Genomic DNA, 15,439 nt, shown 5'->3' with positions numbered 1-15,439 from the left:
CAACTCTTATCCCAGACAAAAGAGGGATAAGAGTTGCACTATAAACCTCTAATTCGATAAGAAAAACTAATCATTATGGAAGCACTCAACGCCATTCTTCTATCCCGCCTAACTCGTTTTCACCTCCGTGAGATAGCCGAATTATATCGCAGGGCTGGCTCTGCAACAGCAGTAATAGAGCATAAGAACGATATTCGAGAGATTCTCCCAGATGCGTCAAAACAACTTGTTGAAGCACTCAAGGATGTGGATCATCTTCGTGCAAGGGCAGAACAAGAATTGAATTATTGCCAGCAACATGACATCCAAACGCTTTGTATGAATGATGAAGATTATCCACAGCGGTTGAGAGAATGTGTGGATGCCCCTCTCCTACTCTACTTTAAAGGTAATACAAAGCTCAACGCAAGACAGACCATCAACCTCGTTGGAACACGGCATTGCACTCCTTATGGGCAAGACATCATCCGTTTATTTATCAAAGAATTGAAGGCTCTGTGCCCAGATGTGCTTATCTTTAGTGGACTAGCATACGGGGTGGATATCCATTCACACCGAGCTGCACTGGAGAATGGCTTTGATACGGTTGGAGTATTGGCTCACGGGCTGGACGATCTTTACCCTCGTGGACATCAAGAGACTGCCCTCAAAATGATAAAACAGGGTGGTTTGCTCACTGAATACATGACACATACACAGCCCGTAGCCCGTAACTTCGTGCAACGCAACCGCATTGTGGCTGGTTGCTCGGACGCAACTATCCTCATAGAATCGGCTGCTAAGGGTGGAGGACTTATCACTTGTGGGATTGCCCGCAGCTATGGTCGTGAGGTATTTGCCGTTCCTGGAGCTATTGGAGCTACTTATAGCGAAGGCTGCAACAATCTTATTAGAGATAACGGGGCAGCCCTCATCACTTCAGCAACCGATTTTGTGAAGGCGATGGGATGGGATGATGAACAGAAACTAGTGCTTGCACAACAACAAGGAATCGAACGGGAACTTTTCCCTGATTTGTCGCCAGAGGAAGAGCGGATTGTTCGTACCTTACAAAGTAACAATGACTTACAGATAAATATGCTATCCGTACAAACAGACATAGCCATCTCACGCCTCACTGGTATTCTATTCTCTTTAGAGATGAAAGGTATCATTCGGACTATGGCTGGCGGTTGTTATCATCTCATGGCATAAACAAGTGAAATAAAGAAGAGCCTCTTCTCGATTGAAAGAGAGCCTTTCTTCCTATCGAAGAGAGCCTCTCTTCGATGTAAGAAGGGCGTTTCCTTTATTCTAGAAATACGATTGTCCGATTGAAAAAGATTTGTTCGATGCTGACAACTAGGAACATCCTTTCCCTCAGAAGGAACTTCGAATGACCTCAGCCAATCAGTTAAAAGATACGTTAAATTTGCCTATCTACCTTTTTTTTAGTACTTTTGCACGTTTAAGAAAAGGAATATAACGAATATAGAATAATATAATGTCATCGATTCAAATCAAGAGAGTAGAGACGAAGAAAGACCTCAAAAGGTTTATAGAGTTCCATTACGATCTCTACAAAGGGAACCCTTATGATGTGCCCAATCTCTATAGTGACGAAGTAAATACACTATCAAAAAACAAGAACGCTGCCTTTGACTTTTGCGAAGCAGAGTATTATCTTGCCTTAAAAGAAGGGAAGATTGTTGGTCGTGTGGCTGCTATCATCAACCATAAAGCAAACGAGAAATGGAAGAAGAAGGACGTTCGCTTTGGTTGGATTGACTTCATTGATGATATTGAAGTATCGCGTGCTTTGTTTGAAGCTGTTGAGGAGTATGGTCGAAAGAAAGGTATGGATGACATCGTTGGACCGCTTGGCTTCACCGATATGGATCCTGAAGGAATGTTGACCTGGGGCTTCGATAAGCTGGGAACAATGGCAACCATCTATAATTATGAGTATTATCCACAACACATGGAGAAGCTCGGTGGATGGGAGAAGGACAACGATTACGTTGAATACTACCTCGTGGTGCCAGAGAAATCACCTGAGAAATATACGAAGATAGCCGAGATGGTGGAGAAAAGATACAATCTCCACGTGCGCAAACTGACGAAGAAAGACATCTTCCAAGGCGGTTATGGCAAGAAACTCTTCGACCTCATCAATCTCACATACAGTGATCTTTATGGGTTCTCGGAGCTTACTGATCGTCAAATTGACCAATATGTCAAGATGTACTTCCCATTCGCTGACCTCAACCTCGTCACTGTTATTGAGGATGGAAACAAAGACAACCAACTCGCCGGACTAGGAATTACAATCCCATCGTTGAGTCATGCACTTCAAAAGTGCCGTCGCGGACGTCTGTTCCCATTTGGTTGGTGGCACTTACTACGTGCTATTAAGTTCCATAAGACCGATGGTGTGGATCTTCTCTTGATGGGTTTTCTACCCGAGTATAGGTCTAAAGGAGCCAATGCACTGCTCTTTGCAGACCTTATCCCACGTTACGTCGACTACGGATTCAAGTGGGGTGAGACGCAAGTAGAGATGGAGAGTAACGAAGGAGTGCAGAGTCAGTGGGGACCACTAGACCCTATTAACCATAAGAAGAGGCGTTGCTATAGAAGAAGTCTTACCCTCGCACCTGTTACAAGGGCAGAGGGAAATGAATAATTCGATATTCTGTCCTTTCGTCTCGGTATAACAGTTATTGTTTAGTAATACATTAATTTTAGAATAATTAAGTAGCTTCTATCTGACAAAAGAGTGTATGTTCCTTTGCTCACACATGGTAACATACAACTCTTCTCTCCGTTCTGAGAGGGATTGAAAGTGAGCTTTTAATATTTATGGACGAATTAGTTAAACCCGTAGAATACACCGATGACAACATCCGACACCTATCGGATATGGAACATGTGCGTACCCGTCCGGGCATGTACATCGGTCGTTTAGGTGATGGAAAGTTGCCCGAGGATGGTATCTATGTGCTTTTAAAGGAAGTCATAGACAACTCTATCGATGAATTTAAGATGAATGCGGGCGATAGAATAGAGATAGATATCGAGGACAACCTGCGTGTTAGTGTGCGTGACTATGGTCGTGGTATTCCACAGGGAAAGCTCGTAGAGGCGGTATCAGTGTTGAATACGGGTGGTAAGTACGACTCTAAGGCATTCAAGAAGAGTGTCGGATTGAACGGAGTCGGTGTCAAGGCTGTTAATGCACTTAGTTCGCACTTCGAGGTGAAGAGCTTCCGTGAGGGTAAGGTACGTGCGCTCTCGTTTGAAAAAGGTAATCTTCAAAGTGATAAAACAAAGAAGACTAACGATGAGAGTGGTACTTACATCTACTTTGAACCTGATAACACGCTATTCAAAAACTACTCTTTCCATGATGACATAGTCGAGGAGATGCTCCGCAATTACACATATCTTAATACGGGGCTAACCATCATGTACAATGGTAGACGCATATTGAGTAGGCATGGACTAAAGGACTTGCTGACGGATAACATGACGGGAGATCCATTGTATCCTATCGTTCACATGAAGGGAGAGGATATTGAGATAGCTTTCACACACACCAATCAATATGGCGAGGAGTACTACTCCTTCGTGAATGGTCAGCATACAACGCAGGGCGGAACACATCAAACTGCATTCAAAGAGCATATTGCCAAGACCATTAAAGAGTTCTTCGGCAAGTATGAATATGGTGACATTCGTAACGGATTAGTGGCTGCTATCGCTGTAAACGTTGAGGAACCTGTGTTTGAATCACAGACTAAGATCAAGTTAGGTTCAACCCTTATGGCTCCCGATGGAGAAACTATTAATAAGTACGTAGGCGACTTTATTAAGACAAATGTCGATAATTACCTTCACATACACAAGGAGGATTTCACCGACATATTGGAGAGTAAGATCAAAGAAACCGAACGGGAACGTAAGGCAATGGCTGGTGTAACGAAGCTGGCACGCGAGAGAGCGAAGAAAGCCAACCTCCATAACCGTAAGTTACGTGACTGTCGTGTACACTATTGTGACGTGAAGAACGATCGAAAGGAGGAGAGTTCTATCTTTATAACAGAGGGTGATTCGGCCAGCGGAAGTATCACTAAGAGTCGTGATGTCAACACACAAGCTGTCTTCTCATTGCGTGGTAAGCCGCTTAACTGCTTCGGTCTGACGAAGAAGGTAGTGTATGAGAATGAGGAGTTCAACCTTCTTCAGGCTGCACTCGATATTGAGGACGGACTCGATTCACTCCGATATAATAAGGTGATAGTGGCTACGGATGCCGATGTCGACGGTATGCACATTCGCTTACTGATAATCACTTTCTTCCTTCAGTTCTTCCCTGAGCTAATAAAGAAAGGGCATGTATATGTCCTTCAGACGCCCCTCTTCCGTGTTCGCAACCGTCGAACAAAAATCAAGGACAAGCAGGTTATTGCTGATGCCGACGCCCGTCGTGCGAAAGGAGAGAAGAAGAACGACTTTATCACACGCTACTGCTACTCTGAAGAGGAGCGTGTGGCAGCTATCAACGAGCTAGGCCCAGAACCAGAGATAACACGATTCAAAGGTCTTGGAGAGATTTCCCCTGATGAGTTCGCACACTTTATAGGACCCGACATGCGCCTTGAGCAGGTCACACTCCATAAGAATGATCAAGTTGCAAAGTTGCTTGAGTACTATATGGGAAAGAACACTATGGAGCGTCAAAACTTCATCATTGATAACCTCGTTATCGAAGAGGACTTGCCTGAAGAGCAAGGGGAGATGTAAAGGAGGGCTTTGTCATAAAGCTAACTTACTTTCTTCTCGGTTCTAAAGCATAGTCGATAGGAGCTTTCAAATCAGTCGACTGATTTTTTAAAACACTCGACTAATTTTCCAAATCAGTCGAGTGTTCTCTTAAAGGAGACGTTAGTTCTATTAGAATAAGCCGTCTACTTGCTCTGCAATCCTCATGAACATGCTATTAAATAAGCAACAACAAATCATAACAACAACAAGATAGAAAGACAAGTGCAGGGACTCGAACACTATTCCCTTGCGTTTTCTTTCAACGAAATAGAATTTCATTAATTTACAATAATAGTCTATGAAAAGGTATATCTATCTTTCACTCCTTTGCTTCTTTAGCTTTTTACCATTGTCAGCGCAGCTTAAGAGCGACTCACCCTTGCGTAAGTTGCAGATAGCAGAGATGGCTATCACTAACTTCTATGTGGATTCTGTGAATGAACAGAAGCTCTCGGAAGATGCCATAAGAGGAATGTTAAAGGGCTTAGACCCGCACTCCACTTATACAGATGCTAAGGAAACGAAGGCAATGAATGAGCCTTTACAGGGCGACTTCGAGGGTATTGGCATCCAATTTAACATGATTGAGGACACGTTAGTGGTGATTCAACCCATCGTGAATGGCCCTTCTCAGAAGGTGGGAATCCTTGCGGGCGACCGTATCGTCAGTGTGAACGACTCTACAATAGCTGGAGTAAAGATGCCACGTATCGACATCATGAAGATGCTACGTGGTAAGAAGGGTACGAAGGTGAAGTTGGGTATTGTGCGTCGTGGCGTAAATAATATCCTAACATTCGTCGTCACGCGTGACAAGATACCAGTCCATACACTCAACGCAGCCTATATGATTCGCCCAACTGTGGGTTACATCTGCTTAGAGAGCTTTGGTATGAAGACTCACGAGGAGTTCATGGATGCCGTAAGGGGGCTTGAGAAGCAAGGTATGAAGAGCCTGATACTCGACTTACAAGACAATGGTGGCGGTTATCTTCAGGCTGCCGTACAGATTGCCAATGAGTTCCTAAAGGATAACGAGATGATTGTCTATACCGAAGGACGCAATGTGCGACGCCAGAACTACAAGGCTATTGGCAATGGAAGACTACAAAAGATGCGCGTTTATGTACTTGTGAATGAGTTCACAGCATCGGCTGCAGAGATTGTTACAGGGGCTATTCAAGACAATGACCGAGGCACAGTTGTTGGGCGCAGAACCTTTGGCAAGGGGCTTGTTCAGCGTCCGTTCGACTTCCCTGATGGTAGTATGATGCGCTTGACTATCGCTCATTATTATACACCAAGCGGTCGTTGTATTCAGAAACCATACAAGAAAGGCGACTTGAAAGACTATGAGATGGATCTTGAGAAACGCCTGAAACATGGTGAACTAACCAATCCTGATAGTATTCACTTTGATACTTCTCAGAAGTTCTACACGCTTCGCAACCATCGAGTAGTATATGGTGGCGGCGGTATTATGCCCGATTACTTCGTGCCTTTAGATACAACTAAATACACGAAATATCATCGTCTCTTGGCTGCTAAGAACATCATTATGAATGCTTATCTGAAGTATGTTGATGCAAACAGAACAACGTTGAAAGACCTTTATAAGTCATTTGACACCTTCAATAAGAATTACGTAGTGCCACAATCATTGCTTGACACGATCATAGCAGAGGGCAAGAAAGAGAAGGTGGAACCAAAGGATAAAGCAGAATTAACAGCTACCATGCCTTATATCAAGGTTCAATTAAAAGCACTTGTGGCACGTGACCTATGGGATATGAACGAATACTACCGTGTTTGGAATGAACAGAGTGACATTGTGAATAAGGCTGTTAAACTCGCAAGTGATAAAGAATAAGGAGTGAAGTAAGATTCTCCTATTCTATAAAAGGGGAAAAGGACTTGCTCAATAAGCATTATCCTTTTCCCCTTTTATCGTGTATGCGCTATATTAATAAGGTGTATCACCCTCCAGAAACAGAACCTTATCTTATAAACGAAACACCTTCTTCGGATTCCATCTGACGTAACAATGCAAGTGCCTTATTCTCGTTCTCTTCCATTATCTCACGTTCGCCTGGTCCTTTGTCATTGATTCCACAGAGATGAAGTATGCCATGTATGATAACACGAAACAGCTCTTCTTCATACAACTTACCAAATAGTTCAGCATTGGAACGCACTGTATCGAGTGAAATTACAAGATCGCCATTGAGTACATCACCCTCATCATAGTCGAAGGTAATAACATCCGTATAATAATCATGCCCCAAGTAGTCATTGTTTACTTCGAGTATCTTCTCATCATCAACAAACATATAACCTATTTCTCCGACCTTCCTTCCGTAGGTAGCAGCGACTGCTTTAATCCAACGAGAAGTATCACGTTTCCTGATTTTAGGCATCTTTACGCCTTCTGCACTATATGTAATCATTTGCTTCAGTTGTTTTTCTATTCTTGTTAATACCCCTTTGGAAGGAACTCCGATATATCTCTACCAAAGTGTTGAAGCTCTCTCACCATACTAGAACTAATGCTTGACAGCTGCGGTTCAGCATAGAGAAAGATGGTTTCAACGCCTGACAATAATCTATTCACATCAGCTTGCTCCAGTTCATATTCGAAGTCTTTCACACTGCGAACACCTTTTATAATATATGTCGCTTGCTCTCTACGAGCGAAATCGATGGTTAAGTCGCTATATGCTTTTACTTCTATCTTTGGCTCATCAGCATAGAGACGCTTGATACGGTTCACTCGCTCTTCTGCATCCAACATACACTTCTTCCGCTCATTCACCCCAACACCAATGATAATATGGTCGAAGAGCGGTAAAGCACGGCGTACAATAGAGTCGTGCCCAATAGTAAATGGATCAAAACTACCAACAAAGAGTCCTTTATTCATCTATTATCTCCCACCTAATCTTCTGTGCCAACATCTCCAAAAGAGCATTATCAGCAGCAGGAATACTTATTGTTCTATTCATGTTTACCTCCTTGTTTCTACCGCAAATATAGTTTATTTCCATTAGAAAACCAAATAGATAACAACTTTCTTATTGGTCGAATAATCCAGGCTGGAGCGGGTTGTCATGAAAAGAGTTGCGCCCTAAATGGTCATAAGCAAGCTGAGTTGCAACACGCCCACGTGGTGTTCTCTTGATGAAACCTTCCATAATCAAGAATGGTTCGTACACCTCCTCAACCGTTCCGGCATCCTCACCTATGGCAGTAGCAATGGTTGATACGCCAACAGGACCACCTCTGAACTTGTCAATAATGGTAAGTAGTATCTTGTTATCTATCTCATCTAAGCCATATTGATCAATGTTTAATGACTGCAAGGACATCATTGCTATTTCTGGAGTTATCGTTCCATTGCCCTTCACTTGAGCGAAATCTCTCACACGCCGAAGCAATGAGTTACAGATACGAGGCGTCCCACGCGAACGTCGAGAAATCTCAACAGCTGCCTCATCAACGATTGGAACCTTCAAAAGATACGCCGATCTCTTGATAATACGTTGTATTGTTTCGGGGTCATAATACTCTAAATGCAGGTTAATACCAAACCTCGCGCGAAGCGGAGCAGTAAGAAGTCCACTGCGAGTAGTGGCTCCGACGAGTGTAAAAGGGTTCAGATCAATCTGTATGGAACGTGCAGAAGGACCCTTATCAATCATTATATCGATGCGATAGTCCTCCATTGCAGAGTATAAATACTCTTCAACGACAGGCGAAAGACGATGAATTTCATCAATAAAGAGCACGTCGTTGGGTTCTAATGACGTCAGAATACCAGCCAAATCACCTGGTTTATCAAGCACTGGACCAGAAGTTATCTTAAAGCCAACGCCTAACTCGTTTGCAATGATATTACTCAACGTCGTCTTACCCAGTCCTGGTGGACCATGCAAGAGCGTATGATCGAGTGGTTCTCCCCTGTACTTCGCTGCTTCAACGAACACTCGAAGGTTCTCAACAACCTTCTGCTGTCCACTAAAGTCATCGAATTTCAATGGGCGGAGAGCGTTCTCAAAGTCTTTCTCAGCCGATGAGAGCCTCTCTTCATGTATATCAAAATCTTCCGACATGTTATCTTTCTATTTTAGAAAAAAAGAGTACTTGCGAACGTGTCAAACATCCTTATGTAGGGACAAAACGGCTCGTTCAATATCTATTGAGTGTTTGTAAGATTCCAGTTATATACTCTTTATCAAATTGGATATATGACCTATGCTCTTTACAAGTGCTATTTATTTTCTGCAAAGGTAGTGTATTTTTTCCGTGCAGATGCTTTGTTTCGGAAAATTTATCTAAATTTGCAACATGAACTAACGCTTTATCCTTATACGTATGATCAACAGAATGAATAAGAAACTACTTTATCGTGAGATCCTCGACTACATCATGATAGCCGCAGGAATGCTCTTTTACGCAATCGGTTGGACTATCTTTCTATTGCCCAACCACATTGGCAATGGTGGTGTAGCAGGTTTTGCATCTATCATCTATTGGGGAAATGGAATCCCAGTAAGCTGGACTTACTTCTGTCTGAACGCTATTTTACTAGCTGTGGCACTAAAGGTTCTCGGCTTAAAGTTCTGTATTCGCACCATTTATGGTGTAGTAGTTCTTACCATCCTAGTGAATGTCTTGAGCCAAGCCTTCCCTCATCCAATGCTCTTGCATGGGCAACCTTTCATGTCAGCAATCATCGGAGCAGTCTTTTGTGGCGTTGGTCTTGCTTTCGGACTATCGTATAATGGAAGTTCAGGTGGCTCCGATATCGTTGCAGCTATCGTCAACAAGTATCGCGATATATCGTTAGGTCGGGTCATCCTATTGGTTGATATGACGATCGTAACAGGTAGTTACGTCGTTCTTCACAGTTGGGAGCAAGTGATTTATGGCTATGTAAACCTCATTATAACGTCCTTCGTACTTGATCAAGTCATCAATTCAAGTCGCAGATCAGTGCAGTTCTTGATTATTTCTGAGCGTTATAAGGAAATATGCGATATGATATCTCAAGACCAACCTCACCGCACCAGCACCATTATTGACGCTAAGGGGTATTATACGGGGCATGACCTGAAAGTAGTGATCGTGGTTACACGCCAGCGAGAAGCCTCTTACGTTTATCGTATGATAGATGAGATTGACCCTGACGCATTCGTTACACAGAGTCAAGTAATGGGCGTTTTCGGTAAGGGATTCGATAAGTTTAAGGTGAAACGTAAGGCGCATAAGGAACAGACACCAACGACGATTTAGATTGAATATGGCATACATCTCAAATTGAGAAGATTATAATAGGATATGAAGAGAGGCTTTCTTTGATGTAAAGAAAGCCTCTCTTCATGTCAAAGAAACGCCCTTCTCGGATGGAGAAGAGCGTTTCTTTGTTTTCGTTCTTATCGTTCTTGCTTACGAAGCACAACTTCGTTACACGCTAACTACCCTTTCCCTCTATATACCCCAACCGACTTCCGTTAGGCACTCCTCCCCTTTTGGGGAGGTTGGGTGGGGCTTTCTTTTACAGCTTCAAAGCCGCTTTGACACCCGCCTCAACGTCCTTCATATCCGCAGTAGGCTCAAACCGATCTATGACGTGACCGTCTCTATCAACGAGGAACTTCGTGAAGTTCCACTTGATACTAGGGTCTTTTGTATAGTTAGGATTGTCTGCTTTAAACTTTTCATCTAGGTATTTACCAATCTGAGTGGTCGTATCAAAACCCTTAAAAGGCTGTTGCGCCTTAAGGTAAGTGTACAAGGGAGACTCGCTCTTACCATTTACTATGATCTTAGCAAACTGTGGGAACGTAATGCCATAAGTACCCGTACAGAAAGAGTGGATGTCCTTGAGCGATCCAGGTGCTTGTGCTCCAAACTGGTTACAAGGGAAGTCTAAGATGACAAAACCACGATCTTTATAAGTGTCATAGAGCTTTTGTAACGCCTCATATTGCGGTGTGAAGCCGCACTTTGTGGCTGTGTTTACAATGAGTAACACCTTTCCTTTGTACTCTTTCAACTTGATGGTCTTCTCATTGCCATCCTTTACACTGAACTTATAAACGTTCTTCTGCGCCATAATAGGCAATGCCATCAACGCAATAATAACTAATGATAATAGTCTTTTCATACTCTTTTATTACACATCCAAGCCACATCTCCTTCGAAACTCATCGAGTAGCAGCAATGAATGTGGATGTTCTTTTATAATAACTTTATTAATTCTTCCATTCCTTCACTAGCCCCCTTTTGAATGTGAATGACGTGTCCAGCACTCCCAGCAGGGGCGTTATCAGGGTCGATGAGATAGATGGGGACACCTGGACGAACATATCTCACGAGCCCTGCCGCAGGGTAGACATTCAGCGAAGTACCGATGATGACGAACACATCTGCTTGTGCAGCTTCCTCCATAGCAGGCTCTATCATGGGTACAGCCTCACCAAAGAAGACAATGAAAGGACGCTCCAGAGAGCCATCACCAGCCAGTGTTCCAGGGGCTACCTCACAATCCTCTGGGGGCAACTCTCTTATATATCTCGAGTCATAAGGGTCGTTACTTGAGCACACCTTAGATAGTTCGCCATGCAAATGAATAACCTTCTTCGACCCTGCCTTCTCGTGTAGATTATCCACATTCTGCGTGATAACAACCACATCGTAAGCCTTTTCTAGTTCCTTAATCAGCTGATGCCCCTTATTAGGCAATGCTGTGTAAAGTTTCCTTCGGAGCTTATTATAGAAGTTGTTAACCAATGTTGGGTTTGCTTCCCAGCCTTCGTGTGAGGCTACTTGCTCAACGGGATAATCTTCCCAAAGCCCATCGTTACCACGAAAAGTCTTGAAGCCGCTTTCGACAGACATACCTGCACCCGTTAAGAATACTACTTTCTTCATACGACCTTACATTTGTTTCTATTCCACAAATTTAGTTATTTTAATTCGATTAATGTGATTCAATACCTTAAAAAATAGTATCTTTGCACATTAATAATAAATAACTTCAAGAACTAAAATGGATAAATTAAGCTATGCACTGGGCATCGGTATCGGTTCCCAACTCGCTGGTATGGGAGCGAAGGGATTAAATATCGACGATTTCGCACAGGCTGTTAAAGATGTAATATCAGGCACTCCTTTGAAGGTTAATAACGCTGAGGCACAATCCTTAGTACAGGCTTTCTTCCAGGAACAAGAGGAAAAGCAACGTGCTGCGGCGGCTGAGGCTGGAAAGGTAGCAAAGGCTGCTGGTGAGTCATTCTTGGCTGATAACGCAAAGAAAGAGGGCGTGGTTGTATTGCCTTCAGGTCTTCAGTACCAAGTACTAAAGGAGGGTAACGGTAAGAAACCAAGCGCAACTGACCAGGTGAAGTGCCACTATGAGGGTACACTTATCGATGGGACGATCTTTGATAGCTCCTATCAACGTAACGAACCAGCCACTTTTGGACTCAACCAAGTCATTGCTGGATGGACAGAAGGCGTACAGTTGATGTCGGAAGGGGCTAAGTATCGCTTCTTCATACCTTACAATCTCGCTTATGGAGAGCGTGGCGCAGGTGCACAGATACCACCATTTGCAGCCCTTGTATTCGATGTTGAATTACTCAAAGTATTATAAATTAATATCTGCTAGGGCGTTATAAGTACTCTTAATAACTTATGATAGCCCTACAGAACATGTATTAATGCCTAAAAATTAAACAATAAAATAAATGAAGAAAGTTTATCTTTTAGCCGCAATGGCTATGGCAGCTGTAGGCTTCACAGCCTGTGGCAACTCTGCTCCTAAGGAGGATTTGAAGTCTGATGTAGACTCTTTAAGCTACGCATTCGGCGTAGATCAGGGTCAAAGTGTTAAACAGTATCTACAGCAGATGCAGATTGATACCGCTTACATCGACGAGTTCATCAAGGGTATGAATGATGGTGTTCAGGGTGCAGACGACAAGAAGAAGGCTGCTTATAACGCTGGTATCGGTGTTGGACAGCAGATGAATATGGTCATTAAACAGCAGATTAACCGCCAGATCTTTGGTGATGATTCAACCAAGACTATCTCTCTGAAGAACTTCTTGGCAGGCTTTGCTGCAAGTGCAAAGGGCAAGAATCAGAAGATGACAGTTGAGCAGGCTCGTAACATAGAGCAGACTACTTCAAAGGCAATTCAGATGAAGAACGCTGAGAAGACATATGGTCCTAACAAGAAGAAGAGCGATGCTTACATGGCTGCTAATGCAAAGAAACCAGGCGTAAAGACCATTGCGCAGGGTGTACAGATTAAAGAACTTAAGGCTGGAAATGGCGCTGTTCCAAAGGCTTCTGATGTAGTGAAAATCAACTATGTTGGTAAGACTATCGAGGGCAAGGTATTTGATCAACGTAATGATGCAACTATGCCTGTAGGTGGTGTAATACCTGGTTTTACAGCTGCATTGACCACTATGCCAGTTGGTTCTAAGTGGGAGATTACAATCCCTTATAGTGCTGCTTATGGTGCGCAACAGCCTAGCCCAGACATCAAACCATTCTCAACACTTGTGTTCACTGTTGAGTTGTTGGGTATTGAGAAGGCTCCACAAGGTCAGCCAGGTATGCCTGCTGGTATGCCAGAGCAGGTTAGCGGTAAGCCAGCAAAGTAATTCCAAGACATCTTAAGATAATAAATAAGGAGGGTCAGGTGCATAGCCTGACCTTCTTTCAATCATCTCCTTTTAAGTAAACAATCATCTCTTATAGAATAGGGAATTATACACACTAGTATAATCAATTATACACACGAGTATAATCAGTTATACAGACGTGTATAATCAGTTGGAAACACGAGTCCAATCAAGCAACGTCTATTGGAGAGGGAAACATCTTTAATTAAACAAATATTGGTTATGAAGAAAGTAATCATGCTGGCTCTGCTTATTGCGGCAGGCTCAGCTTTTAACACAGCAAGCGCTCAGAGTAAGAAAAAAGATAAGAAGAACAAAGCTACAACAGAGTGTTCAGAGGCTTGCAAGACGGCACCTATCGTATTGAAGAGTGCTGCCGATTCATTGAGTTACGCAACAGGTATGACCATGTCAAACGGCTTAGACGCCTATCTTGAGCAACAATTCGGTATAACAAAGGAGTTAATGCCCGACTTCATCAGGGGCTTGAAGGAAGGAATCAGCAAACGCAAGGATGCGAACTTCGCTGCTTATGGAGTAGGAATAGCCGTTAGTCGCCAGATAGAAAGCCGTTTGCTCCCGAATATGGTTAGTCAATTCGAAGAGTCAAAGAGCCCAGTTAACACAGAGATACTATATAGTGGAATCGTAGCAGCTATGTCCAAGGACACGACAATGATGTCATCAACAACTGCAGCAAAGCTCTTTGAAGCAAAAGAAATGGCTATCAAACAGCAAAAAGAGGCTGAAGCAAAGGCTAAAGCGGCTGAGAACAAAGCAAAGAACGAGGCTTTCATGGCTGAAAATAAGGCTAAAGAAGGGGTCGTAACGCTCCCAAGTGGCTTGCAATATCGCATTATTAAGAAGGGTACAGGCGCCATTCCAAAGGCTACTGACGATGTTCAGGTAATCTATGAAGGCAAGACTATCGACGGAAAGGTATTCGATTCAACTGCAAGACATGGTAGCGAGTTCGACACCTTCAACGTTGGTGGGCTCATCAAGGGCTGGACTGAGGCTTTACAACTTATGCCCGTAGGTTCTAAGTGGGAAATCTTTATCCCTTACAACTTGGCTTATGGTGAGCGTGGAGCAGGTCGCGACATCGCTCCTTATTCAACTCTTATCTTCACATTGGAGCTTAAAGACATTGATGGAGTGCATGTGGTAAAAGCTTCACAGCCGACTCCCTCTAAGGAGACAGAAGCTAAGAAGGCTGTAAAGCCAGCTAAGAAGAATACAACAAAAGCAGGCAAATAAATAGACTGATCGCTTTTATTGAATTAAACAAACGTAAGCTAATGGACGAAGAAAAACCTTACTATTAGCTTCTATATAGACAAAATGCACCCAAGAGGTGCATTTTGTTTGTCATTTTGTTGCCTATTCAATAATTATTATCTACTTTTGCTCTACTTCAAATAAGCGTTTTCAACAACATAACAAATCAAGTATATCAATAGAAAGAGATGGAGAAAGTAGATCGATTAGACAAGAAGATCTTAAGCATTCTATCGCAGAATGCACGTATGCCATTCAAAGATGTAGCCGCACAATGCGGTGTTTCGCGTGCTGCAATACATCAACGTGTACAACACCTCATCGAGAATGGAGCTATCACGGGGAGTGGTTTTGATGTCAACCCAAAGAGCTTGGGCTATACAACTTGTACTTACATCGGGCTCAACCTAGAACGTGGTTCTATGTATAAAAAGGTAGTTGAGCGTCTTAGTGCCATCCCCGAGGTGGTGGAATGTCACTTCACAACTGGTCCATATACCATCCTTTTAAAGCTATATGCACGTGATAATGAGCAATTAATGGACCTCCTTAACAACCAACTACAGGGCATTCCAGGGGTTGTATCAACGGAGACTCTCATCTCATTAGAGCAGAGTATCAAGCGTGAAATACCAATTACAGAAGAACTATAA

At 43.1% G+C, this 15,439-nt stretch carries 14 protein-coding genes; 9 read left to right on the top strand and 5 right to left on the bottom strand.

What is annotated here, in order from left to right; genetic code table 11:
• The first annotated feature begins 75 nt into the window (after positions 1–75).
• The 4 genes from dprA to O3603_RS00300 all read left to right on the top strand — a co-directional run bounded on the left by dprA (position 76) and on the right by O3603_RS00300 (position 6,676).
• A complete protein-coding gene (gene dprA / locus O3603_RS00315; RefSeq protein WP_371519452.1) occupies positions 76–1,194 on the top strand; it encodes a DNA-processing protein DprA in 1,119 nt (372 codons plus the stop codon).
• Between the two features lie 289 nt (positions 1,195–1,483).
• Complete coding sequence (locus O3603_RS00310) at positions 1,484–2,665, top strand: N-acetyltransferase (RefSeq protein ID WP_371519450.1); 1,182 nt, start codon at positions 1,484–1,486, stop codon at positions 2,663–2,665.
• A gap of 176 nt (positions 2,666–2,841) precedes the next feature.
• Complete coding sequence (locus O3603_RS00305; RefSeq protein WP_009435465.1) at positions 2,842–4,785, top strand: DNA topoisomerase IV subunit B; 1,944 nt, start codon at positions 2,842–2,844, stop codon at positions 4,783–4,785.
• A gap of 319 nt (positions 4,786–5,104) precedes the next feature.
• Positions 5,105–6,676 (top strand): S41 family peptidase, encoded by a 1,572-nt coding sequence (locus tag O3603_RS00300; RefSeq protein ID WP_371519446.1) that lies wholly within the window; start codon positions 5,105–5,107, stop codon positions 6,674–6,676.
• 127 nt (positions 6,677–6,803) lie between these two features.
• Here O3603_RS00300 and ybeY read toward each other — a convergent pair whose 3' ends face one another.
• The 3 genes from ybeY to ruvB all read right to left on the bottom strand — a co-directional run bounded on the left by ybeY (position 6,804) and on the right by ruvB (position 8,915).
• Positions 6,804–7,253 carry an rRNA maturation RNase YbeY gene (gene ybeY / locus O3603_RS00295; protein ID WP_288953137.1) on the bottom strand — a complete coding sequence of 150 codons (450 nt, stop codon included), beginning with the start codon at positions 7,251–7,253 and terminating at the stop codon, positions 6,804–6,806.
• A gap of 26 nt (positions 7,254–7,279) precedes the next feature.
• The gene (gene coaD / locus O3603_RS00290) at positions 7,280–7,726 is read right to left on the bottom strand and encodes a pantetheine-phosphate adenylyltransferase (protein ID WP_371519443.1); all 447 of its coding nucleotides are present in this window, start codon (positions 7,724–7,726) and stop codon (positions 7,280–7,282) included.
• Between the two features lie 151 nt (positions 7,727–7,877).
• Positions 7,878–8,915: a Holliday junction branch migration DNA helicase RuvB gene (gene ruvB / locus O3603_RS00285; protein WP_273540331.1), complete on the bottom strand. Its 1,038-nt coding sequence runs from the start codon at positions 8,913–8,915 to the stop codon at positions 7,878–7,880.
• Between the two features lie 262 nt (positions 8,916–9,177).
• Between ruvB and O3603_RS00280 the strand changes: the two genes are divergently transcribed.
• Positions 9,178–10,098 carry a YitT family protein gene (locus O3603_RS00280; protein WP_009435416.1) on the top strand — a complete coding sequence of 307 codons (921 nt, stop codon included), beginning with the start codon at positions 9,178–9,180 and terminating at the stop codon, positions 10,096–10,098.
• A 262-nt stretch (positions 10,099–10,360) separates the two neighbouring features.
• On the opposite strand, the gene O3603_RS00275 is transcribed toward O3603_RS00280, so the two are convergent.
• Together O3603_RS00275 and O3603_RS00270 are read right to left on the bottom strand one after the other, a co-directional pair.
• The gene (locus tag O3603_RS00275; protein WP_371519440.1) at positions 10,361–10,972 is read right to left on the bottom strand and encodes a glutathione peroxidase; all 612 of its coding nucleotides are present in this window, start codon (positions 10,970–10,972) and stop codon (positions 10,361–10,363) included.
• Between the two features lie 74 nt (positions 10,973–11,046).
• On the bottom strand, positions 11,047–11,739 hold the full coding sequence (locus O3603_RS00270; RefSeq protein WP_009435489.1) for an NAD-dependent deacylase: 693 nt from the start codon (positions 11,737–11,739) through the stop codon (positions 11,047–11,049).
• 118 nt (positions 11,740–11,857) lie between these two features.
• Here O3603_RS00270 and O3603_RS00265 point away from each other — a divergent pair, with 118 nt between their 5' ends.
• From O3603_RS00265 to O3603_RS00250, 4 genes are all read left to right on the top strand, one after another.
• On the top strand, positions 11,858–12,463 hold the full coding sequence (locus tag O3603_RS00265; protein ID WP_371519438.1) for an FKBP-type peptidyl-prolyl cis-trans isomerase: 606 nt from the start codon (positions 11,858–11,860) through the stop codon (positions 12,461–12,463).
• A 94-nt stretch (positions 12,464–12,557) separates the two neighbouring features.
• Entirely contained in the window at positions 12,558–13,484 is a 927-nt protein-coding gene (locus O3603_RS00260) for an FKBP-type peptidyl-prolyl cis-trans isomerase (protein ID WP_371519435.1), read from the top strand.
• A 243-nt stretch (positions 13,485–13,727) separates the two neighbouring features.
• Complete coding sequence (locus O3603_RS00255) at positions 13,728–14,765, top strand: FKBP-type peptidyl-prolyl cis-trans isomerase (protein ID WP_371519432.1); 1,038 nt, start codon at positions 13,728–13,730, stop codon at positions 14,763–14,765.
• Between the two features lie 209 nt (positions 14,766–14,974).
• Positions 14,975–15,439, top strand: coding sequence for an Lrp/AsnC family transcriptional regulator (locus O3603_RS00250; RefSeq protein WP_004383014.1), 465 nt, complete (start codon positions 14,975–14,977; stop codon positions 15,437–15,439).

The organism is Prevotella sp. 20925_1_30 (assembly GCF_041433025.1).
GTDB lineage: Bacteria > Bacteroidota > Bacteroidia > Bacteroidales > Bacteroidaceae > Prevotella > Prevotella vespertina.
Note: the sequence above shows the minus strand (reverse complement) of the source record. Positions and strands in the feature narration are given on the sequence as shown.

Bases quoted from the DNA above. Each gene is read 5' to 3' on its own strand.
- dprA (WP_371519452.1), top strand. From the start codon at position 76: ATGGAAGCACTCAACGCCATTCTTCTATCCCGCCTAACTCGTTTTCAC.
- O3603_RS00310 (WP_371519450.1), top strand. From the start codon at position 1,484: ATGTCATCGATTCAAATCAAGAGAGTAGAGACGAAGAAAGACCTCAAA.
- O3603_RS00305 (WP_009435465.1), top strand. From the start codon at position 2,842: ATGGACGAATTAGTTAAACCCGTAGAATACACCGATGACAACATCCGA.
- O3603_RS00300 (WP_371519446.1), top strand. From the start codon at position 5,105: ATGAAAAGGTATATCTATCTTTCACTCCTTTGCTTCTTTAGCTTTTTA.
- ybeY (WP_288953137.1), bottom strand. From the start codon at position 7,253: ATGATTACATATAGTGCAGAAGGCGTAAAGATGCCTAAAATCAGGAAA.
- coaD (WP_371519443.1), bottom strand. From the start codon at position 7,726: ATGAATAAAGGACTCTTTGTTGGTAGTTTTGATCCATTTACTATTGGG.
- ruvB (WP_273540331.1), bottom strand. From the start codon at position 8,915: ATGTCGGAAGATTTTGATATACATGAAGAGAGGCTCTCATCGGCTGAG.
- O3603_RS00280 (WP_009435416.1), top strand. From the start codon at position 9,178: ATGATCAACAGAATGAATAAGAAACTACTTTATCGTGAGATCCTCGAC.
- O3603_RS00275 (WP_371519440.1), bottom strand. From the start codon at position 10,972: ATGAAAAGACTATTATCATTAGTTATTATTGCGTTGATGGCATTGCCT.
- O3603_RS00270 (WP_009435489.1), bottom strand. From the start codon at position 11,739: ATGAAGAAAGTAGTATTCTTAACGGGTGCAGGTATGTCTGTCGAAAGC.
- O3603_RS00265 (WP_371519438.1), top strand. From the start codon at position 11,858: ATGGATAAATTAAGCTATGCACTGGGCATCGGTATCGGTTCCCAACTC.
- O3603_RS00260 (WP_371519435.1), top strand. From the start codon at position 12,558: ATGAAGAAAGTTTATCTTTTAGCCGCAATGGCTATGGCAGCTGTAGGC.
- O3603_RS00255 (WP_371519432.1), top strand. From the start codon at position 13,728: ATGAAGAAAGTAATCATGCTGGCTCTGCTTATTGCGGCAGGCTCAGCT.
- O3603_RS00250 (WP_004383014.1), top strand. From the start codon at position 14,975: ATGGAGAAAGTAGATCGATTAGACAAGAAGATCTTAAGCATTCTATCG.